This is a genomic window from Psychrosphaera aquimarina (genome assembly GCF_032461525.1).
Taxonomy (GTDB): Bacteria; Pseudomonadota; Gammaproteobacteria; order Enterobacterales; family Alteromonadaceae; genus Psychrosphaera; species Psychrosphaera aquimarina.
In genome coordinates this window covers 1279928-1306693 of sequence record NZ_JAWCUA010000010.1, presented here as the reverse complement: position 1 = coordinate 1306693, position 26766 = coordinate 1279928, and the positions used below count along the sequence as shown (strand labels likewise).

The window sequence follows — 26766 nt, the reverse complement described above, 5'->3', positions numbered from 1 at the left end:
CTAATATACAAAAAAGGCTCTTTTATATAATGAGCCTTTATTGTATGTGCTAAACGGCACTAGGTTATTAGGGTTGATAACATTTTATATAATGCCTGCTTTTCTATCGGTTTAGCCAAATAGCCGTCGAATAATAATTCATATTGTATTCGCTCTTCGGTAAATACATTAGCGGTTAGCGCCACAACTTTTTGATCTTTATTTTTACTTTTAATCTCAGTGCATGCTTCTACGCCATCAACTTCTGGCATTTGAATGTCCATTAAAATGAGATCTGGACGATTTTCTAAACAATAGTCTATTGCTTTTTGACCATTATCTACCACATCTACTCTAGCGTTAGTTTGTTTTAACATAGTAACCACAACCAGCTGATTAATCGCATTATCTTCGGCAACTAAAATGGTTTTGTCTTGTAAATTTAACGCTTCAATTACTGCATTAGGTGAGTTTATTTGACTTTCATTCGCATGGGTTAATGGTATTTGAATGGTAAATTTACTACCGAGTCCTAATGTGCTTTCAACGCCTATTTTGCCATTCATTAACTTTACTAAAGAATCACTGATAGCCAACCCGAGTCCAGTACCACCAAACTTTCTGGTGGTTGAATTATCCGCTTGCTCAAACCGCTCAAACAGCCGCTGAAGCGCTTCATCACTAATCCCAATACCCGTATCTATAACTGTGAATACAACGCCTTCTGTCCCCTTATCTTGCATGACTTCTACACTGACTATCCCTTCAGTAGTAAACTTAATGGCATTGGATAATATATTTATTAATATTTGGCTTATTCTAGTTGGATCGCCAAACCAGTAGTCATCTTCAATGTTATTGATAATCTCTAAATTTATCTTTTTATTATTAGCTTCAATTTCTAATCCAGTCGCTAAGTTATCGATTAACTCAGTTAAACTAAATGGAATGATTTCAAGTGCAAACTTGCCAGCTTCAATCTTTGAGAAGTCTAAAATATCGTTAATGATGGTCGTTAAAGACTTAGTCGAGTAGATTGCTTTACTTAATAAGTTTTTTCCTTCCTCATCAAGTGCTTTGTTTTCTAATAATTGTAAGGTTCCAAATAATCCATTCATTGGAGTTCGAATTTCATGGCTCATATTAGCTAAAAATTCTGATTTAGAGCGGTTCGCTTTCTCTGCAATCTCTTTTGCTTTAGCTAATGCCGTTTGTTGTTTAATTTGCTCAGTAAGATCATAGGCTATGCCTAAAAATCCGATTTGCTGGTTATTGCCATCCGTTAAAGCGGTAATGCTTAAATTTACTGGTATTTCATCACCGCTTTTAGTTCGATAAGTCCACCGATTCAATTCTGGCAACCCTAAACTAGCTCTGATCGTAAACACGTCAAAACTAGGTTTAATTTCTTGCCCGAGCTCTTCCGTTAATTCTAATGCCCTTATTACCACTTCTTGTTCAATATGAAATTGTGCTGGTGTTATTTTTCCAATAACGTCACTGGCTTTATAACCTAATAATTTTTCAGCGGCTGGGTTGAAAGCCATTATCATGCCTTCTTTTGTCGTCGCAATAATGGCATAACTGGCGGCTTCTAGAATGCTTTTTTGTAATGAACTTAATCTGGTGATCTCTAACGTGCGTTCATTGACTTTACGTTCCAAATTCTGATTTGCTAGTTTTAATATATTTTCTTGTTCAATGCCTTTGTCAATCACTAACCTTCTTCGTTGAAAAACCAGTTGCACGATGTAAATAATAAGCACGATAGATAAAGTGATAATAATAATGGCAAAAAATGACTCATTAAACTCAGAGTTATTTAAGGTTTCAATATAAGAATCATCCACCAATAACTCAAACATCCAATGTCTACCTAATAGATCTATAGTGGTTTCAGATTGATGTGTCACCTCAGATATATTTTTTCCAAATGAAAAAAACTCACTGACGTTTTTTTCAGTTACGTCGTAAATTTTCAAATTAACGTCTTTAGAAAGTCCAGAGAATGACGTTAATACTTCATCAATAGATAAGACAGCCGATACCCAACCATATAGAACTTGCATACGTTGTTCTGGTGTTTCAGGAATTTTGTTCTGACTGTAAACCGGCAATAATAATAAAAAACCCTGGCGTTTACTTTGGTCTTCTTCAACTAATATTATTGGTGCGGTTAATGTTGGACTGTTGTTTAATGCGGATTTAATTGCCGCTTTATGCCGTGTGGGTTCTGATGCAATATCAAGCCCGATTGTCTGCTTATTGGTTATCTCTGGCTCTATATATTGCAAAATAAATACATCATCATTATGTTGAGTTAACTGCTTCAATTGAAAGTGTTTATCAGGCCTCTCTCGTGCTGCATCTACCACAAACTGTTTTATTTCAGCTTGTGGTATTTTTTTTAATACCCCAAATCCTCTAGCGCCTGGGAATTCAATTTCATGCTCACGACTGTTAATGTAATTTTGCATCTTGAGGTAATCAAAGTCCTGTACTCCAGCGCTTACTATTGCGCCACGTAGACCTTTTAAACCGTATTTATATAAATTAAATTTTTCAGCCACACCATCTCTGATGTATTCGATGCGCTGATCTAACTTAACCTGAATATTATCATTGGTTTCTTTTTGAAATTGAAGATGATCCCAAATGGATAAAAACATGCCCATAATAAGGACAAGTGTTGGAAAAAATAACGATCTGAAAAACGGCGAAAGTGGAGATGATGGATTATTAAAATTCTTTGTCATCTAATGCCTAAACCTAAATAGTGATAAATTAGCTAATTTGAACGTTAACGTTATGGAGCTAGTCGTTAATATATACCAAGTATAATCATATTAGAAAATTCTTATACTTTAATTATGAATATATATTGAGTTACCTCAATCTATTTTCAGAAAAATAATACAAAAAAGGCTCATTAATATATGAGCCTTTTTTTACATCTTTTTTAACTTAATTGCACGTGTCTGTCTGTATATTTTCAGGCACGCTTTTCACTGACCACGCATTAATAACTGCTTTGACTAATGATGCTAATGGAATGGCAAAAAACACGCCCCAAAAACCCCAAAGCCCGCCAAAGAATAACACCGCCACTATGATGTAAACTGGATTTAAATCTACTGCTTCTGAAAACAACAATGGTACTAACAAATTACCATCAAGCGCTTGAATAACACCATACGCTATCATCACAGCATAAAAGTCAGGGGTTAATCCAAATTGAAATAACGCGACGGCGGTAACCGGTACAGTTACGACTGCGGCACCAATATATGGAATTAACACCGATAAACCAACGAGCAAACCTAATACGGCTGCATATCTTAAGTCCATAATGGCAAAGGCAATATAGGTAGCGCCACCGACAATAAACAATTCGATCATTTTACCACGTATATAATTGATGATCTGTTCATTCATTTCGTTGGACACTTGGGTTATTAAACGTCTGCGCACTGGCATTATTTTGTCAAAACCCGCTAATAGGTCTTTTTTATCTTTAATGATAAAAAACACCATCATAGGCACTAAAATCAAATAGATTAATATAGCAACAACATCCGTTAATGAGGCCATTATCGTTTGTACTGAATTTTCTAGAACTGACACTAACTTGGTGTCAAAGTTATTGATTAAATTGGTAATGAGCGCAGGATCTAAACTTGGGTATAAGTCAGGTAAGGTATAAATATAACGTTTTATATGCACCATCATGTCAGGCAACTCTTTTATTAGGCCAATGCTCTGTTTCCAAATAACAGGTATCGCCATAACAAATATTGTTGTCATAATGCCAATAAAAATAGTAATAACTAATGTGGTACTCAGGTTACGATTTAAACCTAACTGAGTGGCTTTTTTTACCGGCCATTCTAATAAAAACGCAAATACGATGGCCACAAATACTGGGGTGAGCAAATCACCAAATAAAGTAATCAGTCCTGCTGTAAGCACAATTACTAACATTAAGGTCACTGCGTTTGGATCGGAGAAATTTTTCTTGTACCACTGTTTAAATACATCAAACATGTCTTAATTGTTCCTTCACTTTATACTTTATCGCCGACGACTTTTATCTTTACACAATCATCTAATTCTATTGATTGGTAGAGTATGTTTTGATTATCTAGGTAAGAAGTAAAATTGTATAGGCTAATTTCATCATCAAACAGAAATTCTTTAGACTTATTTTTCATTAAACCTTGTTTGGCTTTAACAAATGCCAAAGGACATTTAAGCCCTTTTCCATCAAATATCATAAATTTAATCTAATATATTTATTTATTACTTCATTAATTTACCACAATACTTAATACTTGTAGCCAAAGTAATTTTAAGAGTAACTATTTTAGATGTCACTGTATCCTGAAAATTCACAATTGCCGGATGATCCTTCAATTAAGGATATTAATGCGTTTAAAAAGAAAATTAATTGGGGTGAAATTCCAGCCTTCTTTCACTTGATTGCCAATGCCGTTGCAGAAGCCGAAGGTTTTATCACTTATGGCTTTGATAATGCCTATAAAAGAATCGTTAATCGTCGTAATTGGAATTACGACAACTTGGGTATTGATCCCACTATTGATATTAATAAAGTCGACCACATTGAATTAATTCAACCACTTAAAAAACCTAGGATCTGCCTTTATCATGTTTTTAATGCACAAGGTTATGAACTAATAGCCTTACCTTACATCAAAGACATACTAATTGACGAGTACCGTAATGGTGATCCAAATATGGAGTTTGATGTTTGGGATCCGTCACAAATGAAAGTATTGGTAAGGATTCCACAACTGCATAAGTTTATTGCCTTTAATAACAAGAATGGCGACAGCGCTGATATGGCGCTTATCGTTCATGCATACAATGTAGTATGTAAAATCATTTCAATGTTAGAACAAGAAGTGAACGTATATGCCGTTAAAGGTATGACAATTAAAGAAGCCTTTAGTAAACAAAGTACCAATCCTGATTTTGCAGCGAATGATGTAATTAAGAGTCAAATAGAAGATAAAGACTTATTTTAATCTCATCGCACGCTAACTCGTCGTTTTAAACTTAATTAATAACTAAAAGTAGTCTATGTATAAAAAAATAAGATCTCTATTTTCCGCCTGTACCTTTTCCCTTAGTCTTTTTTTTGTGGCCTCTTCTTTTGCTGATAACAACGAACTACCAGACTTAGGGGCCTCGGCATTAACTGTATTAAGTATTGAGAAAGAGAAACAGCTTGGTGAAATCATATTTAACCAATTACAAGGTCGAGCGAGCCTGTTATATGATCCCCTTGTGATGGAATACATAAACTCGATTGGCAACAAGTTAGTAGCCAACTCTCAAGATGTAAAATTTCCATTTACTTTTTTTACCGTCAACAGTCCAGATATAAACGCGTTTGCATTTTATGGTGGTTATATTGGAGTGCATACTGGGTTAATCGCTAATGCCGAAACGGAAAGTCAATTAGCCTCTGTGTTAGGCCATGAAATAGCGCATGTTACTCAACGTCATTTAGCTCGAAGAAAAGAAGCGTCAGCACAAACATCAAATATGACTCTGGCTGGCATTGTTGGTTCTATCTTGTTAGCCGCTATCAGCCCGCAAGCTATGATGGCTTCGATGATGGCGACAACGGCGGGTTCACAACAAGCAATGATCAACTACACCAGAAGTAACGAACAAGAAGCTGACAACATTGGCATGAACGTATTAGCGACAGCCGGTTTTGACCCATATGCGGCGGCTGAGTTTTTTGGCAAGTTACAAGAGCAACAGCGTTATCAAACAAAATTAGCGCCCTTTTTAATTACCCATCCGTTAGCCGATTCTCGTGTGACAGACGCTAAATTACGTGCACAACAATACACCAAAAAGTTTTATGCCGACTCGATAGACTTCTTATTAATGCGAGCACGTATTTTAGCCCGATATATTTATGATAAAGAGCGAGTCGTTGAGTTATTTGAAGACTTAGTAAAAAAACAGCATGGTAATAAACAGTTTGCATCGCAATATGGCTTAGCGTTAGCGTATTTAGATACTGGGAAATTAAGTTTAGCCGCTGCATTGTTAGATGAATTAGATCAGCTATCACCCAACAACTTATATGTTTTAGATGCCCAGTCAGACCTTTATATCGCCCAAGGCAAACCAGATAAAATCATTGAAAAGTTAACGTATGCCTATCAATTAAGACCCAATAATTCCGTGGTTACGTTAAACTACGCCAATGTGTTGTTAAAAAGTAATAACACCAAAAAAGCCATCAGCATTTTAGAGTATTATTTGTTAGTAAAACCTAGAGACTTTTTGGCAACGCAATTATTAAGCGACGCATATAAAGCGGATGAAAATCTAATTCGTTATCATATTACAAGTGCCGAATTGTCAGCGCTAAGATCTGATTATCGAAGTGCAATGAAGTCAGTAGATTTAGCATTAAACTTATTAACGGCTGAACAAAAAGCTGAAGTTAAACGAATTGAAGCACTTAAAATTAAATATCGTGAACGTGATAAATACATAAAAAATATTAAAGGATTTTAACTAATGAGTATCATTATTTTTCATAACCCTAGATGTTCTAAAAGCCGTCAAACATTAGCTTTGTTGGAAGATAATGGTGTAACACCTGAGGTATTTGAATACTTAAAAACACCAATAAGCAAAGAGTTGTTAGCTTCAGTGGTGTCAAAACTCGGCGTTAACGTAAGAGATATTATTCGTTCAAAAGAAACAGAATACAAAGAAACAGGGTTAGATAATACATCGCTCACTGATGATGAGATTTTCACTATCTTAACTAATAGCCCTAAATTAATTGAACGTCCTATTGTGATCAATGGAGATAAAGCGGCTATTGGTCGTCCTCCAGAAAACGTATTGGCCATTTTATAAGTTGATGACAATGACAACTTCACCATTTATTTTAGTGCTTTATTACTCACGGCATGGATCGGTATTAAATTTGGCAAAACAAATTGCTAAAGGAATAGAAAGCCAAGGAATAGAAGCTAAAATTAGAACGGTATCTGCTAGAGATGAGACCGAATCCGATTACCCTTTGGTAACACAAGATGATTTGGTTTCGTGCTTAGGGATAGCCATGGGAAGCCCATGTCGATTTGGAACCATGGCCGCCCCTCTTAAAACCTTTTGGGAAAGCACATCTATCAATTGGTTAAGTGGAGATTTAATTGATAAACCGGCATGTGTCTTTACTTCAAGTTCAAGTTTACATGGTGGCAACGAAGCCACGTTATTAACTCTATCTTTGCCTTTGTTACATCATGGTATGTTACTTATGGGCGTACCTTACTCTGAACCTGAATTACATAATACAACCAGCGGTGGCACGCCTTACGGTGCAAGTCATGTATCCGGGTTAAATTCGTCAAACGAACTAACCTACAGTGAAGTAGCCATTTGTAAAACCCTGGGGCAGCGACTCGCCATAACTGCTCAAAAGTTAGGTTAACTCCTTGTTCAATTCCTTAACCAATCATTTAACTAACAAAAGAAAAATTCATGCAAAAATTTGAAAATGTACAAGATGCTTTTAAAAATGCACCTATGGCTCAGTTTGTAAAAAAACTGAAACGGTTAGGATTAACCAGTTATTTATTATTAGTTGTTTATTACCCTATCCTTTTTGTATTGTTAGAACCTAACCCTGATGCGGCGTCTTATATACCAATGACCTTATTTTGGTTACCAATGTTATTTGCAATTAAAGGGCTAATACAAGGAAATCCATACACTTATGCTTGGAGTAACTTTGTATTAATGTGGTGTTATATTCATGGATTAACCGCGTTATGGACATACACAGGTCACATTGGGCTGATCATAATTGAAGTGGTATTATTGACGGGGGCGTTTATAGGGAATACCTATTTTGCTCGTTACCGAGGACGTGAGCTTGGTATGGCTTTACCAAAGATAAAAGAAATTAAAGAACAGGAAAAAGCCTTTTTTGAAAAACGTTTGAAAAAATAATCACTGTTTTAATCGGTTATTAAATTCACCAATAAAAAAACCAGCGTTTAGCTGGTTTTTTTTCGACAATTAATTGTAATTATTTAATTGAAGCTAAGATTGTTGGGTCTAAACCTTCATTTACGATTCTAACCACAGCGTTACAATGTTCTATTGTAAACTCGCCTTCTGCGATTTGCGTATTAAGTTTATCTCTACGAGCAGATACCGTTTTAGCAATTGCATCTTTATCGTCTTGATCGATTTTTAATGCTGATACTTTTTTATCTAGGCTCTCAAAATAAGGATATAAGGTTGCTTCTGCTTTATATGCCGCTTGACGTGTAGATGGGTGATAATCTTCACAAGCATTTAAGTTTAATAGGTAAAAGTTTAAATAAGTAGAAACAGTAATAAGTTTATAACTTTGATTTTGATTAGCATTAACACCGAACGCTAAAACAGTTGCGATTAATACACTAGCTAATTTTTTCATCTTTTTCTCGGTCTTGATCAAATATTTATGTTCTGACTTTAATCACAAAAGCAAACTAATTCAATCTCCAATTAGTATAATTTTGTATCTTTAATCAATTTCGTCAGTTTCTATACAAAAAAGCCAGAGATAGTTCTCTGGCTTTCCAATGACAAGTCAGTGCTTAAGTTATTTAACTAAGGTTAAACCTTCATTAAATGTTGCACTTGGACGCATTGCCGCGAAGCCTTTTGCATCATCAGGTTTGTAATAACCAGAGATATCCATAGCAACACCTTGCACTTCTGCTAATTCCGCAACAATTTTAGCTTCATTTGTTACTAAGTATTCAGCAACTTGGCTAAATTTAGCTTGTAATTCAGCATCAGCAGTTTGTGCTGCTAATTCTTGTGCCCAATACATAGATAAGTAGAAATGAGAACCACGGTTATCAAGTTCATTTACCTTACGTGATGGAGAACGGTTGTTGTCTAAGAACTTAGCTGTCGCTTTATCTAACGTGTCCGCTAAAACTTGCGCTTTAGCATTGTTCGTTGTGTTAGCTAAATGCTCGTAAGAAGCCGCTAGCGCTAAAAACTCACCTAGTGAATCCCAACGTAAATGGTTTTCTTTTTCGAACTGCTGAACGTGTTTAGGAGCTGAACCACCTGCACCTGTTTCAAACAAACCACCACCGTTCATTAATGGAACAATAGATAACATTTTTGCTGAAGTACCTAATTCTAAGATTGGGAACAAGTCAGTTAAGTAATCACGTAATACGTTACCCGTTACAGAAATAGTATCTTCACCTTTCTTTAAGCGCTCTAATGTAAAGCGAGCAGCAGCTTCTGGAGTAAGAATACGTAAATCTAGACCGTCAGTGTCGTGATCTTTTAAATATTTGTTAACTTTATTAATGATTTGAGCGTCATGTGCACGCGCTTCGTTTAACCAAAATACCGCTGGCATACCCGATAAACGAGAACGGTTAACCGCTAATTTAACCCAATCTTGGATTGGTGCGTCTTTAACTTGACACATACGGTAAATGTCGCCTGCTTCAACATTATGTTCAAAAACAAGGTTACCGTCTTGGTCCGTTACTTTTACAGTACCGCTAGTTGGAATTTCAAATGTTTTGTCATGTGAACCATACTCTTCCGCTTTTTGAGCCATAAGGCCAACGTTAGGTACCGTACCCATAGTTGAAGGGTCAAATGCACCATTTTCACGACAGAATGTGATTGTTTCTTGGTAGATACCAGCATAACAACGGTCAGGAATAACCGCTTTCATATCTTGTAATTTACCAGCTGCATTCCACATTTGACCTGAGCTACGGATTGCTGCAGGCATAGATGCGTCGATGATAACGTCTGATGGTACGTGTAAGTTAGTGATACCTTTGTCAGAGTCAACCATAGCGATATCTGGTGCAGTCGTATAAACCGCTTCGATGTCTGCTTTGATTTCAGCTTGTTTAGCTGCGTCTAAAGTTGCAATTTTAGCGTAAACATCACCAAGACCATTTTTAACATCAACACCTAATTCTTCAAACGTTGAACCGTGTTTAGCAAATACATCTTTATAGAAAGCTTTAACGATATGACCAAAGATAATTGGGTCTGATACTTTCATCATAGTGGCTTTCAAGTGAGCCGAGAATAAAACACCTTTTTCTTTAGCGTCTGCAATTTCAACAGCTAAGAATTCTTGTAATTTAGCAACACTCATAAAGGTTGCATCGATGATTTCACCTTCTAAAACATCAAACGCTTCTTTTAGTACTTGAGTTGTTCCATCGGTTGATACTAATTCAATTTTTACTGAACCCGCTTTCTCAACCGTTGTAGACTGTTCACTTCCGAAGAAATCACCGTCACTCATATGCGCAACATGTGATTTAGAGTCTTTAGCCCAAGCACCCATTGAATGAGGGTTTTTCTTAGCATATTGTTTTACAGCGCCTGGAGCACGACGGTCAGAGTTACCTTCACGTAATACCGGGTTTACTGCAGAACCTAATACTTTGGCATAACTTGCTTTAATTGCTTTTTCTTCGTCAGTTTTAGCATCTTCTGGGAATTCAGGTAAGGCATAACCCTTAGCTTGTAATTCAGCGATAGCTGCTTTTAATTGAGGGATTGACGCACTAACGTTTGGAAGTTTAATGATATTAGCATCTGGCTGTTTAGCTACATTGCCTAAATACGCTAATTCATCATTCATCTTTTGGTCGTCAGGTAAAAAATCTGACAAGTTTGCGATAATACGTGCAGATAATGAAATATCACTTGTTGTAACTTCAATACCGGCTGTCGCGCTATAAGCTTCAACAATTGGTAAAAATGAATACGTTGCTAGTGCTGGCGCTTCATCTGTTTTTGTATAGATGATTTTAGATGTCATTGTTTTTCCCTACATTGTACAGTGTGAATGTCTGAAAAATTAGCTAATGCCGATGACGATAATCATCAAGTGTTGTTTAATTACAACATTTAGCTAATTCAAACAGTTTAACTTTACATAATCGTTCGAAATTTAAACAATTCCAAACAAACTAGAATTAAGTCTGAATTTTGGGTGTGAATACTATAAAATACAGGCCATTAATGAAAGCATTTTATCCAAATAGCTGATATGAATTTTTCAAATAAGACCAAATTTAAAAGTAATAAAAATAAATCTACGTCTCAGAACCGGCCTAAAGTTGCAAGTCGATCAGGTCAGACCTCTGGTGTGGTTAAACATAAATCCTCACCCTCTTTTAATCGAAATAAAAAATCAATTAATCAAGCACCAGAGCAGACACAAGTTGTTTTGTTTAATAAGCCTTTTCAAGTGCTGACTCAATTCACCGATGCCGATGGAAGAAAAACCTTAAAAGATTTCATACCGATAACAGGTGTATACCCTGCAGGGCGCTTGGATCGTGACAGTGAAGGTTTATTGGTGTTGACCAACAATGGACAATTACAAAACAAAATTGCCAGTCCTGAACACAAAACCAGCAAATGTTATTGGGTGCAAGTTGAAAACATCCCAGATGAAAAAAATTACAACAATTACGAGATGGTGTTGAATTAAACGACGGCATGACTAAACCTGCCTTAGTTAAGATAATTGAACAGCCACAAATAGTGTGGGACAGAGAACCTCCAATCCGTGAACGTAAAAACATTCCAGATTGTTGGTTAGAGATCACAATTTCAGAGGGCCGTAATCGACAAGTTAGGCGAATGACAGCCCATATAGGACACCCAACCCTTAGACTTATACGGTATCGTGTGGGGGAATGGACAATTGATGATATTCCTAATGGTCAATACACCTTGTTAAAACTGTAAATTAAAAACAAATTTATTATAGCGTTTACGAATAACTATAACTGGTTGTAAAACTTGGTGTTTAGACCAAATTGACATAATATCAAAGGCATAAACCCCAATTCACCTAACAGAGCACAATATGAACCAACCTCAACGTGATATCACTTTACGATTTTTAGCCGAACCTCAAGACGTTAACTTTGGCGGCAAAGTTCATGGTGGTGCCGTTATGAAGTGGATAGATTTAGCAGCTTACGCCTGTGCTGCGGGTTGGAGTGGTCGCTATTGTGTAACGGCTTATGCCGGTGGCATTCGATTTGTTGCCCCTATTCATGTTGGAAGTTTGGTGGAAGTCGAAGCTAAAGTAATTTATACCGGTACTTCATCTATGCATATTGCCCTTGAAGTAAATGCTTGTGACCCTAAATCATTAAACCGTCGATTAACCACACATTGTATTGTCATTATGGTGGCAGTTGATCAAAACGGCCAGCCTGAAAAAATTCCAGAATGGATACCAAAAACAGAAGCCGATATCGCTCAGCACGGTACGGCTAAAAAACTAATGGACATGCGTAAACAAATTGGCGAAGAGATGCAGATATTTGTTGAAGATTAATATCTCAGTAGGTTTGATTCAATTCGGCTTTTAATTATTATTTATTGATAAATCAAAAAAACACTAACTTAACGTTAGTGTTTTTTATGTCTCTAAAATATTTAATAAAAATCTGCCGCGTAACGAATCCTCTCTTCTGCTATATGACAAATTATTTTAATCATTATCCCCAATACCATAGTTAAAATTGAAACGGCAAAAGCGGGTCCAAAAGTGATTGCAAATTCATCGGCAGGTAAACTACTGCCCATTGCTATCCAGCCAATTAATGTCATCACAGCACCCAATAATATGGCTGAATTACCTGTCACATTATAAAAATGTGCCGCTTTACGGTATTCAATAACAGTCCAATCTTGTTCATTCGAAATAAGTATCGAAAGTCCTCGTTTTATATCGGCTTTTGATGTTGCGGCCAAACCAAAGAGAATTGCAGGCGGTAATACGATTAAAATACTTGGTAAATCAATAAACATACTTACCCCCCACTTAGCAGCATGGCAAAAAGTGTAAACCCAACAAAAACTAAAATACTAAATATAAACATAATTAACCCTTTTTTTGTTTTCCATAAAAATTGAAAGGCAGATCGTATCGCTTGGTTTTGAAACCAGATACGCGCCTTAATTGGATGTTGAATTGTCCTCGACAAATATTCTTCAGTTAGATCCCCTAACACTGGATCTTTTAATGACTTTGGCAAAGCCCAATACAAAAATTTACTGCTGTATTTAGGAGTTTCCATCAGTGCACCGCCTTAAGTGCTAAACCTTTCCATAACGAATGCAAGGCTTGTTTAGAACGTTTTAATGCTGACTGACCTTGAGCTGTTACTTTAAAATACTTTTTAGCTCGTCCTCCACGTTCAGAAGTAGCCTCCCCTATCCTACTTTGTAATAGTCCTTTGCCCTCCAACCTGTCTAGAGTCGTATATAACGCGCCTATGGTTACATCTCGACCAATGCTTTCAGACAATAACTGCCTCACTTTACTGCCGTAGGCATCTTCATCAAGTTTTAAAATTGCTAACAATACAAATTGTTCAAACTCACCTAAAAATTTATCTTTTGACATTAAAGAGTCCTATTTAAAAACACCTCTACAATGTAGAGGATATTGAATTAATGTCAATATATTTTATTTTGTAGAAGAAATTAAACTTAACACTTTAAAAGTGAATTATGTTCCTTTAAGTACATGTATATGTTTTGTATATCGACTAATTGAAAATAACTTCGAGGTCTTTACTTTTATTTACAATTAATATCAGGTTAATCCCGTTAAAAACTTCAAATTAACTCATCCTTAGCAATACTTTTTATCCATCTTGTATGGTAGAATACGCGCCAATTTTGTACGGGTTAATTTTTAAGTTTTTATGTCAGATTCAAATTCAGTTAATGCAAATAAAAAAGTCGTAGTTGGTATGTCAGGAGGCGTTGATTCTTCTGTATCTGCATATTTGTTATTACAACAAGGCTATCAAGTTGAAGGCCTGTTTATGAAAAACTGGGAAGAGGATGATAATGACGAATACTGTGCTGCGGCTGAAGACTTAAAAGATGCAGAGTCAGTTTGTGAAAAACTTGGCATTGAATTGCATACAGTCAATTTTGCATCTGAGTACTGGGATAATGTATTTGAACATTTCTTAGAAGAATACAAAGCAGGCAGAACGCCAAACCCTGACATAATGTGTAACAAAGAAATTAAGTTTAAAGCCTTTTTACAATTTTCAGCCGAAATTTTAAGTGCAGACTATATTGCAACCGGTCATTACGTAAGAAGAACAAAAGACGATACTAATACAAAAATGTTACGCGGATTAGACCAAAACAAAGACCAAAGTTATTTTCTGTATGCGGTTGGCCAAGAACAAGTAGGTCAAACCCTATTCCCAGTTGGTGAATTAGAAAAACCAGAAGTGCGAAGAATCGCAGAAGAACAAGGTTTAGTTACAGCGGATAAAAAAGACTCAACGGGTATTTGTTTTATTGGTGAGCGTAAATTTAAAGACTTTTTACAAAAGTATTTACCGGCACAGCCTGGCAAAATTGAAACTCCAGAAGGTGACGTTGTTGGTGAACACGAAGGTTTGATGTATCACACTTTAGGCCAACGTAAAGGATTGTTAATTGGTGGTTTAAAAGACTTTAACGACCAACCTTGGTATGTAGTAGATAAAGACGTTAAACGAAACGTGTTAATCGTTGGGCAAGGTAAAAACCACCCACTGCTCTTCTCTAATGGTTTGATTGCCAATCAATTAAACTGGGTTGATCATAAAGGCCCGGCTAAAGGTAGATACACTGTTAAAACTCGATACCGTCAAGAAGACGTTGATTGTGAAGTTTTCCCTGATGATAACGGCAATGTTAGAGTCATATTCGATCAACCACAACGCGCTGTTACACCCGGCCAATCCGCAGTATTTTACGACGGCGAAGTGTGTTTAGGTGGCGGTATTATAGAGCAGTATATTCGATAACATGACAGACAAGACTTCAATGACTTCACGACGTTCTCAAACCATAGCGTTATCAGCTATGTGTCAATCGGCGTTAATGATCCAACATGTTTCAAAAGGAACTATTTTAGATAAAGACAGTTTAATGTGTTTATTTAATGGCGTCATTGCAACCGATCCGCAATCAGTCTTTGACGTGTATAGCTCAATAGAAACACTGGCTGATGGCGCAAAAATTGGTCCAACACCAGTTATCGGGTAATGCCACCAAAAAAGACGTGGAAGTTACCCGCTATTTAGCTGGCATTATGTCTATATCGAAAAAATTATTGAAAAATCCTTCTGCGTTAGGAGGATTAAAAGAAAAACTAGATGAAGTGCAAAGACGACTTACTCATTTTGAATTGGATGACCCTTCTATAATTCAAAACTTTGCTGACTGTTACAGCGAAATTATCAGTCCGTTAGGTCAAAAAATTCAAGTCATCGGCAACCCAGCATTATTAAAACAAACGAGTGTGCAACATAAAGTACGAGCTCTGTTGTTATCGGGTGTCAGGGCAGCAGTATTATGGCGACAAATGGGCGGAAAGCGTCGAGATTTTATCTTTAATCGTAAAACGGTGTTACAAGACGTCATATCGTTTAACCAAGAATTAACATCCAATTAATTAACTTTAAACACGTATAGGAAAGTAAATTCATGCAATTATCTGCACTTACTGCAATATCTCCAGTAGACGGCCGTTATGGCAGCAAAGCTGAAGAGTTACGTCCAATATTCAGTGAATTCGGTTTAGTAAAATACCGTGTCGTTGTTGAAGTTCGCTGGTTACAAAAATTAGCGACAACAAGCGCAATCAAAGAAGTACCAAACTTCTCTGACGAAGCAAATGCATTATTAAATGCCATTGTTGACAACTTTTGTGAAGCGGATGCTCAACGTGTAAAAGACATTGAAGCAACAACCAATCACGATGTAAAAGCGGTTGAATACTTTTTAAAAGAAAAAGTAGCAGACAATGCTGAATTAACTGCAGTTAATGAATTCATTCACTTTGCTTGTACGTCTGAAGACATCAATAACCTATCTCATGGTTTAATGTTATCAGCAGCACGTGAAGACGTTGTTCTTCCTTACTGTGACAAGATTTTATCTGAACTAAAACGTCTTGCTAACGAATATAAATCTATGCCTATGATGTGTCGTACGCATGGTCAGCCAGCTACGCCATCAACTATGGGTAAAGAAATGGCTAATGTTTATGTTCGTCTACAACGTCAACGTGATCAAATTGCTAAAGTTGAAATGTTAGGCAAGATCAATGGTGCTGTAGGTAACTACAATGCTCACATCTCAGCTTATCCAGAACATAATTGGCATAAACATGCTGAAGAGTTTGTAACGTCTTTAGGATTAACCTTTAATCCATTCACCACTCAAATTGAACCACATGATTACATTGCTGAAATCTTTGACGCGATGGCACGTTTTAACACTATATTAATCGACTTCGATCGTGACATATGGGGTTATATTGCGATGGGACACTTCAAACAAAAAACCATTGCTGGTGAAATTGGCTCTTCAACCATGCCGCATAAAGTTAACCCAATTGATTTTGAAAACTCAGAAGGTAACTTAGGCATTGCAAATGCAATCTATGGTCACTTAGCGACTAAACTTCCAGTATCTCGCTGGCAGCGTGACTTAACTGACTCTACCGTATTACGTACGTTAGGTGTTGGTGTTGCTCACTCAATTATTGCTTACCAAGCTACATTAAAAGGTATTAGTAAGTTAGAAGTGAACGCTCAGAGTTTATTAGATGAGTTAGACAATAACTGGGAATTATTGGCAGAGCCAATTCAAACGGTTATGCGTCGTTACGGCATTGAAAAACCATACGAAAAATTAAAAGACTTAACACGCGGTAAAAAAGTAAACCAGCAAGTTATGGCTGAGTTTATTGACGGTTTAGAATTGTCTGATGCTGTTAAAGCCGAACTTAAGTTATTAACGCCTGCTAACTATATTGGCCGTGCAATCGCCTTTATTGATGAATTAGTTTAATCGCTAAACGTCATTTTTCAGATCAAGAATGCCAGTCGTTGACTGGCATTTTTTGTGTTTGACTATTTTCGCGTTAAGCGCTTTATTAAAACTCTATTCCATTTAACCAAGATCAACCACGAGTACCTATGAACATTAATTGGCAAAACATATCCCAACAAGAATTCATTTCTGACTATTGGCAAAAAAAGCCTGTGGTACTTAAAAATGCCCTTCCCAATTTTGCAGAGCCTATTACGCCAGATGAAGTCGCAGGTTTGGCGATGGAGTCGTTCATAGATTCTCGTTTAGTAACCAATAAAAACGGTGATTGGAAAGTGACTCACGGCCCAATTGAACAATTTGATGAACTTGGTGATAGTCATTGGAGTTTATTAGTGCAAGGGGTTGACCGATGGATCCCAACGGTATTTGATTTGAGATCTGCGGTGGACTTTATTCCTAAATGGCGTATTGATGATGTCATGGTATCTTATTCAACTCCTCATGCAGGCGTTGGCAGTCATTTAGATCAATACGATGTATTTATTGTTCAAGGACAAGGTAAACGTCGTTGGAAAGCTGGGGCTGTTGATTCCTTGTTACAACAAACAGAAAAAGCCAAAGACTTGTTACAAGTTGACGATTTCACAGCGATTGTCGATGAAGTGTTAGAGCCTGGCGACATTATCTATATCCCTCCGTTTAGCCCTCACAACGGTGAAACCATAGAAACCGCAATTAATTATTCGATTGGATTTAGAGCGCCTAGTCAGCAAGAGTTAATCAGTGGATTCGCAGATTTTGTCATCGACTCTGAAATAGGCTTAACCCGCTTCAAAGATGATGAACTGGTCGTAAATAATCAATCGGATAGTTTAATCAATGATGCACAACTTAAAAAAATGCAATTGATGTTAACAGACTTAATTAACAACGACGGGCACTTTGAAAAATTCTTAAACCAAGGCTTAACCGCACCGAGTAGAGAGTTAGACATCCCTGAAGAAGTTGAACAACATACCACTGACTACTTAGTGAATTTATTTTTCAATTCTAATTTAAACATTAATAAAGTGAACGGCGTAGAGACGTCAATTTATAATGATGGTACGGCAATAAGCTTTTTTTGTTGTGGTGAAGAATTTGTTTGTGAATCGCATCAAATTGATTTTATTCGCTTTTTACATCATCAAAATAACGTGACATCGGAACAGTTAAAAAGTTCATTAAAGTGGCTAGAAAATATACAACTTGTTACTACACTTATAAATCAAGGATATTGGTATATAGATGAATAAATATGAGTTACAAAGTTGATCACGTTAACTGGCAAGTGAATGCAGATGAAATAAGGTTAATCAGGGAGAAGGTATTTGTTTGCGAATATCGACTCCCCCAAGACTCTGAGTTTGATAATATTGACCGCAATTGTGAACATGTATTAATACGGGATAATGAAAATACAGCAATCGCCACAGGCAGAATTTGTGCTAATGGTAAAATTAGTCGTATTGCCGTTTTAATGAAACACAGAAAACATGATGTATCCAGCCAAGTTATCTCTAAATTACTCGCGATTGCCAAAAATAAAGGGCTTAAAAAAGTTTATATCGACTCTGAACTAGACGACGTTGAGAAATACCGAAAATATGGCTTTAACGCTATTAGTAATGTGTTTATGGACGCTGGTATTGCTAAACAAGCCTTAGCTTGTCCTTTAGATAAATTTAAAAGCCACAACACCATTTTACATTAACGTGATAAATGATAATTCCTCACCTATTTATTAGCTCGATTTCTTTACGATTCTCACTGGTTAGACCTGTTTTCAATCCCTATTGATTACTAGCCTTGCTTACATCACTCTGCTAAAGTCGCGCTGTTTAAAATTATGCTAATTGGAGTAGATTTTGTCAGTATTTTCTCAAGCTGAGTTCGATGATCACGAGCAAGTTGTATTCTGCTCAGATAAAGCCTCAGGTTTAAAAGCAATTATTGCTGTACACAATACAAATTGTGGCCCTGCTGTTGGTGGTTGTCGTTTTTGGAATTATGCATCTGACGAAGAAGCATTGGTTGACGTATTACGTTTATCTAAAGGCATGACCTATAAAAATGCATTAGCTGGATTGAACTTTGGTGGCGGTAAAGCCGTGATCATTGGCGACCCTAAACTACTGAAATCTGACGAACTGTTTAGAGCGTTTGGCCATGCGTTAAATAACATGAATGGCACTTATTATTCAGCTGAAGACGTTAATATCACCACAGGTGATATTATGATCGCCCATCAAGTTACTGATTATGTAGTCGGTTTAGAAGGCAAAAGTGGCAACCCTGCCCCGTTTACCGCACTAGGTACTTATTTAGGTATTAAAGCAGCCGTAAAACACAGATTAGGTAAAGATGACTTAGCAGGCGTTAAGTTATCTATTCAAGGTCTAGGATCTGTTGGTATGTACCTTTGTGAACGTTTACATAAAGATGGTGCTAAGTTATTTGTTACCGATATTAACCAAGACTCTATTGATAAAGCAGTAAATGAATACGCTGCGACAGCGGTAGCATTGGATGAAATCTACGCACTAGACGTTGATGTTTATGTGCCTTGTGCATTAGGCGCTACCATTAACGACGAAACTATTCCTCAGTTAAGAGCAAAAGTAGTTGCTGGTTGTGCGAACAATCAACTTAAAGAGCCACGACATGGTGATAAATTAACTGAATTAGATATTTTATACGCACCGGATTACGTTATTAACGCTGGCGGCATCATCAATATCTTCTTTGAGCAAGACGAAGATGGTTACAGTGCCGACAAAGCAACAGCAAAAGTTGGTGAAATATACCAAACCCTAACTGAGATCTTTGAACGTTCTAAAGCTGATAACATGCCTACCTATAAAGTAGCGGATATTATGGCACAAGAGATCATCGCCAACGGCGGCAAATAATCTTAATAGAAAATTAAGGTTTAAAGGTTTAAAGCCAAATAGTGTTTAACACAGTATTTGGCTTTTTTGATCTTGCTGTAATATTTCCATTCCCTAAATACTGCATCGTTTTGTCCCTTAAACGACCGTTCCGCACTTTATTTATATAACATCCATGTATTCACGGCACTCATGCAAAATCAGCTCATCCTTGAGGCTACAGCACATTCTCTTCTTAAAATCAGATCCCTGTAAGCGCTGCATCGTTTTGTCCCTTAAACGGCAGTATAAATACGTCCATGTAAATACTGCATAATTTCATCCCTGAAATTAAAAAAGGCGCTAAAAGCGCCTTTTTTATACATTATCAATTAACTAGAAGTAGAGACTACCAACCAGTTTTTTCTGCTAATGCTTTACCAATTTCAGCTAGAGAACGAACCGTTTTAACACCGGCTGCTTCTAATGCTGCAAATTTGTCGTCCGCTGTACCTTTACCACCAGAGATGATTGCACCAGCGTGACCCATACGTTTACCAGCAGGTGCAGTAACACCAGCAATATAAGAAACGACAGGCTTAGTAACGTTTTCAGCGATGTAAGCTGCAGCTTCTTCTTCTGCAGTACCACCGATTTCACCAATCATTACGATTGCTTCAGTCGCTGGATCTTTTTCAAACATTTCTAAAACGTCAATGAAGTTAGTACCTGGAATTGGATCACCACCGATACCAACACAAGTAGACTGACCAAAACCAGCGTCTGTAGTTTGCTTAACAGCTTCATAAGTCAACGTACCTGAACGAGATACGATACCTACTTTACCTGGCATATGAATGTGACCTGGCATGATACCAATCTTACATTCACCCGGAGTGATAACACCTGGGCAGTTAGGGCCGATTAAACGAACACCTAGCTCGTCACATTTAACTTTACAGTCAAGCATGTCTAATGTTGGTACACCTTCAGTGATACAAACAATTAGTTTAATACCAGAATTAGCCGCTTCTAAGATAGAGTCTTTACAAAATGCAGCAGGTACATAAATAACAGATGCATCTGCACCAGTTTCAGCAACCGCTTCTGCAACTGTATTAAATACAGGAAGACCTAAATGAACTTGACCACCTTTACCAGGAGTAACACCACCAACCATGTTAGTGCCGTATGCAATTGCTTGCTCTGAGTGGAAAGTACCTTGAGAACCAGTAAAACCTTGACAGATTACTTTAGTATCTTTATTAATTAAGACAGACATTATTTGCCCTCCGCAGCTTTAACAACTAATTCAGCAGCTTCTTGTAAGCTTGGAGCTGCAATAATATCAACGTCTGAATTGGCAAGAACTTCACGACCAGCTTCTGCGTTAGTACCTTCTAAACGTACAACAACAGGAACCTGAACGCCCACTTCTTTAACTGCAGCAATAATACCTTCAGCGATCATGTCACAACGTACGATACCACCAAAGATGTTAACTAAAACCGCTTTAACGTTGTCGTCAGATAAGATGATTTTAAATGCTTCAGCAACACGTTCTTTTGTTGCGCCACCACCAACATCTAGGAAGTTTGCAGGACGGCCACCGTTTAAGTTAACGATATCCATCGTACCCATTGCAAGACCAGCACCGTTAACCATACAGCCAACGTTTCCGTCTAGAGCAACGTAGTTTAATTCCCATTTAGCAGCATCAGCTTCACGTGCGTCTTCTTGAGAAGGATCGTGCATTTCTTTAAGATCTGGGTGACGACCAACAGCATTGCTGTCGATTGCTACTTTAGCGTCAAGACAATGTAAATCACCAGCTGGTGTGATTACTAATGGGTTAATTTCAATTAACTCAACGTCTTTTTCTTTGAATAATTTAGCTAAACCTAAGAAGATTTTAACAAATTGACCAATTTGCTTGCCTTCTAAGCCTAGTTTGAATGCTAAGTCACGACCTTGGTAAGGTTGTGCGCCAGCTAATGGGCAAATCTCAGCTTTTAAAATTTTCTCAGGCGTTTCTTCTGCAACCGTTTCAATTTCAACACCACCTTCAGTAGATGCCATAAATACGATACGACGAGATGAACGGTCTACTACAGCACCAAGATATAATTCTTGCGCGATATCAGTACAAGGTTCAACCAAAATACGTGTAACCGGTTGGCCTTTTTCGTCTGTTTGATAAGTAACTAGGTTGTTGCCTAACCACTTTTCAGCAAATGCTTTAATTTCGTCTTTTGTTTTAACTAGCTTAACACCGCCAGCTTTACCACGGCCACCGGCGTGAACCTGTGCTTTAACAACAAACATATCACCGCCGATTTGATCTGCCGCTGCAGCTGCTTCAGCTGGAGTTTCAGTCGCGATGCCTTTTGATACAGGAAGCCCGTATTGAGCAAACAACTGTTTGCCCTGATATTCATGCAAGTTCATGATGTTCTGTCCATCTATTTTATAAGTTAAAGGCTACATAAAATGTAGCCCGATATAACATGCGGGGCGTATTATAAAACACCCTTAGATTAGTGCAACTAGACAAAAGTCTTAATTTGAATAATTACACTAATTTTTTGTTCTATTATACGTCTAATAGTAAACGTGTAGGATCTTCTAACAATTCTTTGATTGTTACTAAGAAACCTACAGACTCTTTACCGTCGATTAAGCGATGATCATAAGATAACGCTAAGTACATCATTGGTAAGATTTCAACTTTGCCATTTACTGCCATAGGACGATCTTGGATTTTATGCATTCCCAAAATAGCCGCTTGTGGTAAGTTTAAAATTGGCGTTGATAATAACGAGCCAAATACTCCGCCGTTAGTAACGGTGAAGTTACCACCTTGCATTTCTTCAACTGTTAGTTTTCCGTCACGGCCTTTAATAGCTAGTTCACGGATACCATTTTCAATTTCAGCAAAACCTAATTTGTCACAATCACGTAATACTGGCGTTACTAATCCACGAGGAGTAGAAACCGCAATACTTACATCAAAGTAGTTGTGATAAACAATGTCATCGCCATCTATTGATGCATTTACTGCAGGAAAACGTTTAAGTGCTTCAACAACGGCTTTTACGTAAAAAGACATAAATCCAAGACGTGCACCATGGCGTTCTTCGAATACATCTTTATATTGTTTACGAAGATCCATGATAGGTTTCATGTTGATTTCGTTAAACGTTGTTAACATAGCCGTTGAGTTTTTAGCTTCTAATAAACGTTTAGCAATGGTTTTACGCAAACGAGTCATAGGAACACGTTTTTGCGTACGCTCGCCTAATACTTGGCTTGAAGGAGTCGCTGACACTGGCGCCGGTGCTTTAGGCGCAGAAGCTTGTGCTTTCATAAAACTTTCAACATCTTCTTTTGTAACTCGACCGTTTTTACCGGTACCTGTGATTTTAGAAGCGTCTAATCCTTTTTCAGAGATTAAACGACGAACAGAAGGAGATAAAACGTCATCCGCAGATGATGATTCTTCAGCTGCAGCTGGCGCGGCTGCCGCAGCAGAGGCTCCAAAAGTAACTTCAGCAATTAGTTGATCACCAAGAACCGTTTCACCTTCAGGGCTAATGATTTTAGTCACTACACCATCTTCTGGAGAAACAACTTCTAATACAACTTTATCAGTTTCTATATCAACTAGATTTTCATCACGGCTAACAGATTGACCTTCTTGTACATGCCAAGTAGCTATCGTTGCATCAGCAACAGACTCTGGCAATACAGGAACTTTGATTTGTATTGTTTTAGTTTCACCAGCTGGGGCTTGAGGAGCACTAGCAGCCGGAGCAGCGGCTGGTGCAGATGCACCAGCTGCGTCTTCAATTTTAGCTAGAAGTTGCTCGCCTAAAACAGTTGCACCTTCTTCTTGTAGTATTTCAGTGATAACACCGTCTTCTGGTGCTACAACTTCTAATACAACTTTATCAGTTTCAATATCAACTAAGTTTTGATCTCGAGATACGGTATCTCCAACACTGACGTGCCAAGTGGCAACTGAAGCGTCAGCAACTGATTCAGGTAATACTGGAACTTTAATTTCAGTAGTCATGATTAATCCTTGAGATTATTTAATCGTTAATGCGTCGTTTACCAACGCTTGTTGTTCTTTAGCATGGACAGATGCATAACCTACCGCTGGTGAAGCTGAAGCTTTACGACCTGCATAAGTTAAATTTGCCCCGTTTGGAATAGACTTCCAGAAATGATGTTGACTACAATACCAAGCACCTTGGTTTTGTGGTTCTTCTTGACACCAAATAAAGTCTTTTACGTGTTTGTATTTTTCAACAACAACATCCATCTCTGCATGAGGGAAAGGATAAAGTTGTTCAATTCGCACAATAGCGATATCAGTTTGGTTATCTTTACGACGTTGTTCTAACAAATCGTAATAAACTTTACCTGAACACAGAATTACACGCTTAACTTTACTAGCATCAATATCATCTATTTCATCAATAACATTGTGATAAGTACCGTCAGCTAACTCTTCCATAGAAGAAACAGCTAATGGGTGACGTAACAATGATTTTGGCGTCATAACCACTAATGGACGACGCATTGGTCTAATAGATTGACGACGGATCATATTAAATACTTGAGCTGGTGTAGTTGGTACACAAACTTGCATATTATGATCAGCACACAATTGTAAAAAACGTTCCATGCGCGCAGATGAATGTTCCGGACCTTGTCCTTCATATCCATGCGGTAACAACATAGTAAGGCCGCATAAACGTCCCCACTTTTGTTCGCCAGAACAAATAAATTGGTCAATTACAACTTGAGCAACGTTGGCAAAATCACCAAACTGCGCTTCCCAAATTACTAATGAATCCGGTTCTGCTGTGGCATAACCATATTCAAATGCTAAAACACCAACTTCTGATAACACGGCATCATATATTTCAAATTTGCCCTGCTCTTTACTTATATTTTCAAGAGGTACATAGGTTGATGCATCTTCTTGATTATGCAAAACAGCGTGACGGTGGAAGAAAGTACCACGCCCACTATCTTGACCCGTAATACGAATATCCGTACCACGTTCAACAATGTCTGCATAAGCTAATGTTTCTGCAAAACCCCAGTCTAATAATTTCTCACCATTAAGCATTTTCACACGTTCATCGTATTGTTTTTTAACACGTGAATGTAGTTTATGCTCAGCAGGATATGTGGTTATCTTTTTGCCAAGGTCTTTTAATTTTTCTACCGAAACTGCTTTATCGTATGCGATATCCCAGTCATGGTTAAGATAAGGAGTCCAGTCTACCGAATGTGCTTCCATTGGACGCCATTCTTCTACCGTACGCTCACCTTGATCTAATAAACCACGGTAGCTGTCCGTTAATTGTTTCACTTCATCCGCTGAAATTGCGCCGTCTTTAGTTAAACGGTCAATATACAATTGACGAGGAACTGGATGCTTTTTGATTTTTTGATACATAATCGGCTGAGTTGCATTTGGCTCGTCTGCTTCATTATGACCATGTCGTCTATAACAAACTAAATCAATAACCACATCTCTACGGAATGTATTACGATAATCCACTGCAATTTGAGAAACCAAAGCAACCGCTTCAGGATCATCCGCATTTACATGAAATATTGGCGCCTGAACCATCTTCGCAATATCAGTACAGTATTCAGTTGAACGAGTATCTTCTTGTTTAGATGTGGTGAAACCAACTTGGTTGTTAACCACAATTCTAATTGTGCCGCCCACTTTATAACCGCGAGTTTGAGACATATTAAACGTCTCTTGTACAACACCTTGACCTGCAATTGCAGAATCACCGTGTACGGTAATTGGTAAAGCTTTAGAACCATTATCACAATTATGACGATCTAAACGTGCTCTCACTGAACCAATAACAACTGGATTTACAATTTCCAAATGTGATGGGTTAAATGCTAAGGCTAAATGAACATTGCCGCCAGCTGTCGCAAAGTCAGAAGAGAAACCTTGGTGATATTTAACGTCACCTGCAGTTAATGATGGGTCGACTTTCCCACCAAACTCATCAAATAACTCGCCAGATTTTTTACCTAGAACATTAACTAATACATTAAGACGTCCACGGTGAGCCATTCCAATAACGACTTCTTTTTGTCCTTGTTCACCAGCGCGGTGAATGATCTCTTTGACCATAGGAACTAAAGCGTCGCCACCTTCTAATGAGAAACGTTTAGCACCAGGAAATTTAGCACCTAGATATTTCTCAAGCCCGTCAGCCGCAATTAAGCCTTTTAAAATGCGTTTTTTAATGTCCGTAGAAAATGCAGGTTGACTCTGAATAGATTCAAATCGTTGTTGTATCCAACGTTTTTCATCAGTATCAGTGATGTGCATATATTCTGCACCAACCGAGCCACAATACGTATTTTGAAGAGCTGAATACAACTCACCTAATTGCATTTTATCTTGGCCGACAGCAAAAGAACCTACGTTAAATTCACGAGACATGTCTTCGTCGTCAAGTTCGTGATGAGCTAAACTAAGCTCTCTAACGATTTCTCTCTGCCATAATCCTAGTGGATCTAAATTGGCATTTTGATGACCTCTAAAACGGAAAGCATTAATTAGTTGCAAAACTTTTACTTGTTTTGCATCTGCTTGATCTGCTCCAGAAACAACCATACGGTCTTTGTTTTTGGCTAGTTGGGCAAATAAGTCGCGAACATCTGAATGTTTAGTTTCGACCGAAACACCTTCTACTTTCGGTAAATGGTCGAAGATCTCACGCCACTCGTCTGATACAGACGTAGGATCATCTAAAAATAATTCGTACATCTGCTCAACATATACCATGCTGTTAGCTGATAAATGCGAACTATCAAGCCAATTTTGCATAACACCTTCGTGCATTAGATATATATCCTTGTAAGTCTTACAGACTTA

The 26766-nt window shown here is 37.5% G+C and carries 25 protein-coding genes and 1 pseudogene; 14 read left to right on the top strand and 12 right to left on the bottom strand.

What is annotated here, in order from left to right; all coding sequences use genetic code 11:
- Positions 1-59: 59 nt before the first annotated feature.
- The 3 genes from RT723_RS17910 to RT723_RS17900 all read right to left on the bottom strand — a co-directional run bounded on the left by RT723_RS17910 (position 60) and on the right by RT723_RS17900 (position 4253).
- Positions 60-2735 carry a CHASE domain-containing protein gene (locus tag RT723_RS17910; protein ID WP_315948515.1) on the bottom strand — a complete coding sequence of 892 codons (2676 nt, stop codon included), beginning with the start codon at positions 2733-2735 and terminating at the stop codon, positions 60-62.
- Positions 2736-2943: 208 nt separating this feature from the next.
- On the bottom strand, positions 2944-4023 hold the full coding sequence (locus RT723_RS17905; RefSeq protein ID WP_216055051.1) for an AI-2E family transporter: 1080 nt from the start codon (positions 4021-4023) through the stop codon (positions 2944-2946).
- 20 nt (positions 4024-4043) lie between these two features.
- Positions 4044-4253 carry a sulfurtransferase TusA family protein gene (locus RT723_RS17900; RefSeq protein WP_315948514.1) on the bottom strand — a complete coding sequence of 70 codons (210 nt, stop codon included), beginning with the start codon at positions 4251-4253 and terminating at the stop codon, positions 4044-4046.
- A gap of 93 nt (positions 4254-4346) precedes the next feature.
- On the opposite strand from RT723_RS17900, the gene RT723_RS17895 reads away from it, so the two are divergent.
- The 5 genes from RT723_RS17895 to RT723_RS17875 are packed head-to-tail and all read left to right on the top strand — an operon-like array spanning position 4347 to position 7995.
- Positions 4347-5024 carry a hypothetical protein gene (locus RT723_RS17895; RefSeq protein WP_216055049.1) on the top strand — a complete coding sequence of 226 codons (678 nt, stop codon included), beginning with the start codon at positions 4347-4349 and terminating at the stop codon, positions 5022-5024.
- Positions 5025-5079: 55 nt separating this feature from the next.
- A complete protein-coding gene (gene bepA, locus RT723_RS17890; RefSeq protein WP_487379622.1) occupies positions 5080-6543 on the top strand; it encodes a beta-barrel assembly-enhancing protease in 1464 nt (487 codons plus the stop codon).
- 3 nt (positions 6544-6546) lie between these two features.
- Entirely contained in the window at positions 6547-6894 is a 348-nt protein-coding gene (gene arsC, locus RT723_RS17885; RefSeq protein ID WP_315948512.1) for an arsenate reductase (glutaredoxin), read from the top strand.
- 10 nt (positions 6895-6904) lie between these two features.
- Positions 6905-7474 (top strand): NAD(P)H-dependent oxidoreductase, encoded by a 570-nt coding sequence (locus tag RT723_RS17880; protein ID WP_315948510.1) that lies wholly within the window; start codon positions 6905-6907, stop codon positions 7472-7474.
- Between the two features lie 50 nt (positions 7475-7524).
- Positions 7525-7995: a DUF2069 domain-containing protein gene (locus RT723_RS17875; protein WP_216055045.1), complete on the top strand. Its 471-nt coding sequence runs from the start codon at positions 7525-7527 to the stop codon at positions 7993-7995.
- Positions 7996-8074: 79 nt separating this feature from the next.
- Here the strand turns inward: RT723_RS17875 and RT723_RS17870 are convergent, their stop codons facing one another.
- Together RT723_RS17870 and RT723_RS17865 are read right to left on the bottom strand one after the other, a co-directional pair.
- Positions 8075-8470 (bottom strand): hypothetical protein, encoded by a 396-nt coding sequence (locus RT723_RS17870; protein ID WP_216055044.1) that lies wholly within the window; start codon positions 8468-8470, stop codon positions 8075-8077.
- Positions 8471-8638: 168 nt separating this feature from the next.
- The gene (locus RT723_RS17865; RefSeq protein WP_315948509.1) at positions 8639-10861 is read right to left on the bottom strand and encodes an NADP-dependent isocitrate dehydrogenase; all 2223 of its coding nucleotides are present in this window, start codon (positions 10859-10861) and stop codon (positions 8639-8641) included.
- A 231-nt stretch (positions 10862-11092) separates the two neighbouring features.
- On the opposite strand from RT723_RS17865, the pseudogene RT723_RS17860 reads away from it, so the two are divergent.
- A pseudogene (locus RT723_RS17860) lies at positions 11093-11799 on the top strand (pseudouridine synthase).
- A 121-nt stretch (positions 11800-11920) separates the two neighbouring features.
- Positions 11921-12400: an acyl-CoA thioesterase gene (locus tag RT723_RS17855; protein WP_315948508.1), complete on the top strand. Its 480-nt coding sequence runs from the start codon at positions 11921-11923 to the stop codon at positions 12398-12400.
- A 101-nt stretch (positions 12401-12501) separates the two neighbouring features.
- On the opposite strand, the gene RT723_RS17850 is transcribed toward RT723_RS17855, so the two are convergent.
- From RT723_RS17850 to RT723_RS17840, 3 genes are read right to left on the bottom strand one after another with little or no spacing between them, the layout of a single operon-like run.
- Positions 12502-12876: a hypothetical protein gene (locus RT723_RS17850; RefSeq protein WP_315948507.1), complete on the bottom strand. Its 375-nt coding sequence runs from the start codon at positions 12874-12876 to the stop codon at positions 12502-12504.
- 2 nt (positions 12877-12878) lie between these two features.
- Positions 12879-13145 (bottom strand): hypothetical protein, encoded by a 267-nt coding sequence (locus tag RT723_RS17845; RefSeq protein ID WP_315948506.1) that lies wholly within the window; start codon positions 13143-13145, stop codon positions 12879-12881.
- On the bottom strand, positions 13145-13474 hold the full coding sequence (locus RT723_RS17840) for a PadR family transcriptional regulator (RefSeq protein ID WP_315948505.1): 330 nt from the start codon (positions 13472-13474) through the stop codon (positions 13145-13147). Before RT723_RS17840 ends, RT723_RS17845 begins: the two co-directional genes overlap by 1 nt.
- Positions 13475-13778: 304 nt before the next feature.
- Here RT723_RS17840 and mnmA point away from each other — a divergent pair, with 304 nt between their 5' ends.
- The 7 genes from mnmA (at position 13779) to RT723_RS17805 (ending at position 19877) form a co-directional block, all read left to right on the top strand.
- Complete coding sequence (gene mnmA / locus RT723_RS17835; RefSeq protein ID WP_315948504.1) at positions 13779-14888, top strand: tRNA 2-thiouridine(34) synthase MnmA; 1110 nt, start codon at positions 13779-13781, stop codon at positions 14886-14888.
- 1 nt (position 14889) lies between these two features.
- On the top strand, positions 14890-15129 hold the full coding sequence (locus tag RT723_RS17830; RefSeq protein WP_315948503.1) for a DUF489 family protein: 240 nt from the start codon (positions 14890-14892) through the stop codon (positions 15127-15129).
- Positions 15092-15538 carry a DUF489 family protein gene (locus tag RT723_RS17825; RefSeq protein WP_315948502.1) on the top strand — a complete coding sequence of 149 codons (447 nt, stop codon included), beginning with the start codon at positions 15092-15094 and terminating at the stop codon, positions 15536-15538. Before RT723_RS17830 ends, RT723_RS17825 begins: the two co-directional genes overlap by 38 nt.
- 32 nt (positions 15539-15570) lie before the next feature.
- Positions 15571-16941 carry an adenylosuccinate lyase gene (gene purB, locus RT723_RS17820; RefSeq protein WP_315948501.1) on the top strand — a complete coding sequence of 457 codons (1371 nt, stop codon included), beginning with the start codon at positions 15571-15573 and terminating at the stop codon, positions 16939-16941.
- Positions 16942-17069: 128 nt separating this feature from the next.
- Entirely contained in the window at positions 17070-18221 is a 1152-nt protein-coding gene (locus RT723_RS17815; protein ID WP_315948500.1) for a cupin domain-containing protein, read from the top strand.
- A 2-nt stretch (positions 18222-18223) separates the two neighbouring features.
- Entirely contained in the window at positions 18224-18679 is a 456-nt protein-coding gene (locus RT723_RS17810) for a GNAT family N-acetyltransferase (protein WP_315948499.1), read from the top strand.
- Positions 18680-18833: 154 nt separating this feature from the next.
- Complete coding sequence (locus RT723_RS17805) at positions 18834-19877, top strand: Leu/Phe/Val dehydrogenase (protein ID WP_315948498.1); 1044 nt, start codon at positions 18834-18836, stop codon at positions 19875-19877.
- Between the two features lie 367 nt (positions 19878-20244).
- Here the strand turns inward: RT723_RS17805 and sucD are convergent, their stop codons facing one another.
- The 4 genes from sucD to sucA all read right to left on the bottom strand — a co-directional run bounded on the left by sucD (position 20245) and on the right by sucA (position 26733).
- Entirely contained in the window at positions 20245-21117 is an 873-nt protein-coding gene (sucD, locus tag RT723_RS17800) for a succinate--CoA ligase subunit alpha (protein WP_315948497.1), read from the bottom strand.
- Positions 21117-22283: an ADP-forming succinate--CoA ligase subunit beta gene (gene sucC / locus RT723_RS17795; RefSeq protein ID WP_216054748.1), complete on the bottom strand. Its 1167-nt coding sequence runs from the start codon at positions 22281-22283 to the stop codon at positions 21117-21119. Before sucC ends, sucD begins: the two co-directional genes overlap by 1 nt.
- 145 nt (positions 22284-22428) lie before the next feature.
- Positions 22429-23910: a 2-oxoglutarate dehydrogenase complex dihydrolipoyllysine-residue succinyltransferase gene (gene odhB / locus RT723_RS17790; protein ID WP_315948495.1), complete on the bottom strand. Its 1482-nt coding sequence runs from the start codon at positions 23908-23910 to the stop codon at positions 22429-22431.
- 15 nt (positions 23911-23925) lie between these two features.
- Positions 23926-26733 (bottom strand): 2-oxoglutarate dehydrogenase E1 component, encoded by a 2808-nt coding sequence (sucA, locus tag RT723_RS17785; protein WP_216054746.1) that lies wholly within the window; start codon positions 26731-26733, stop codon positions 23926-23928.
- Positions 26734-26766: the final 33 nt, after the last annotated feature.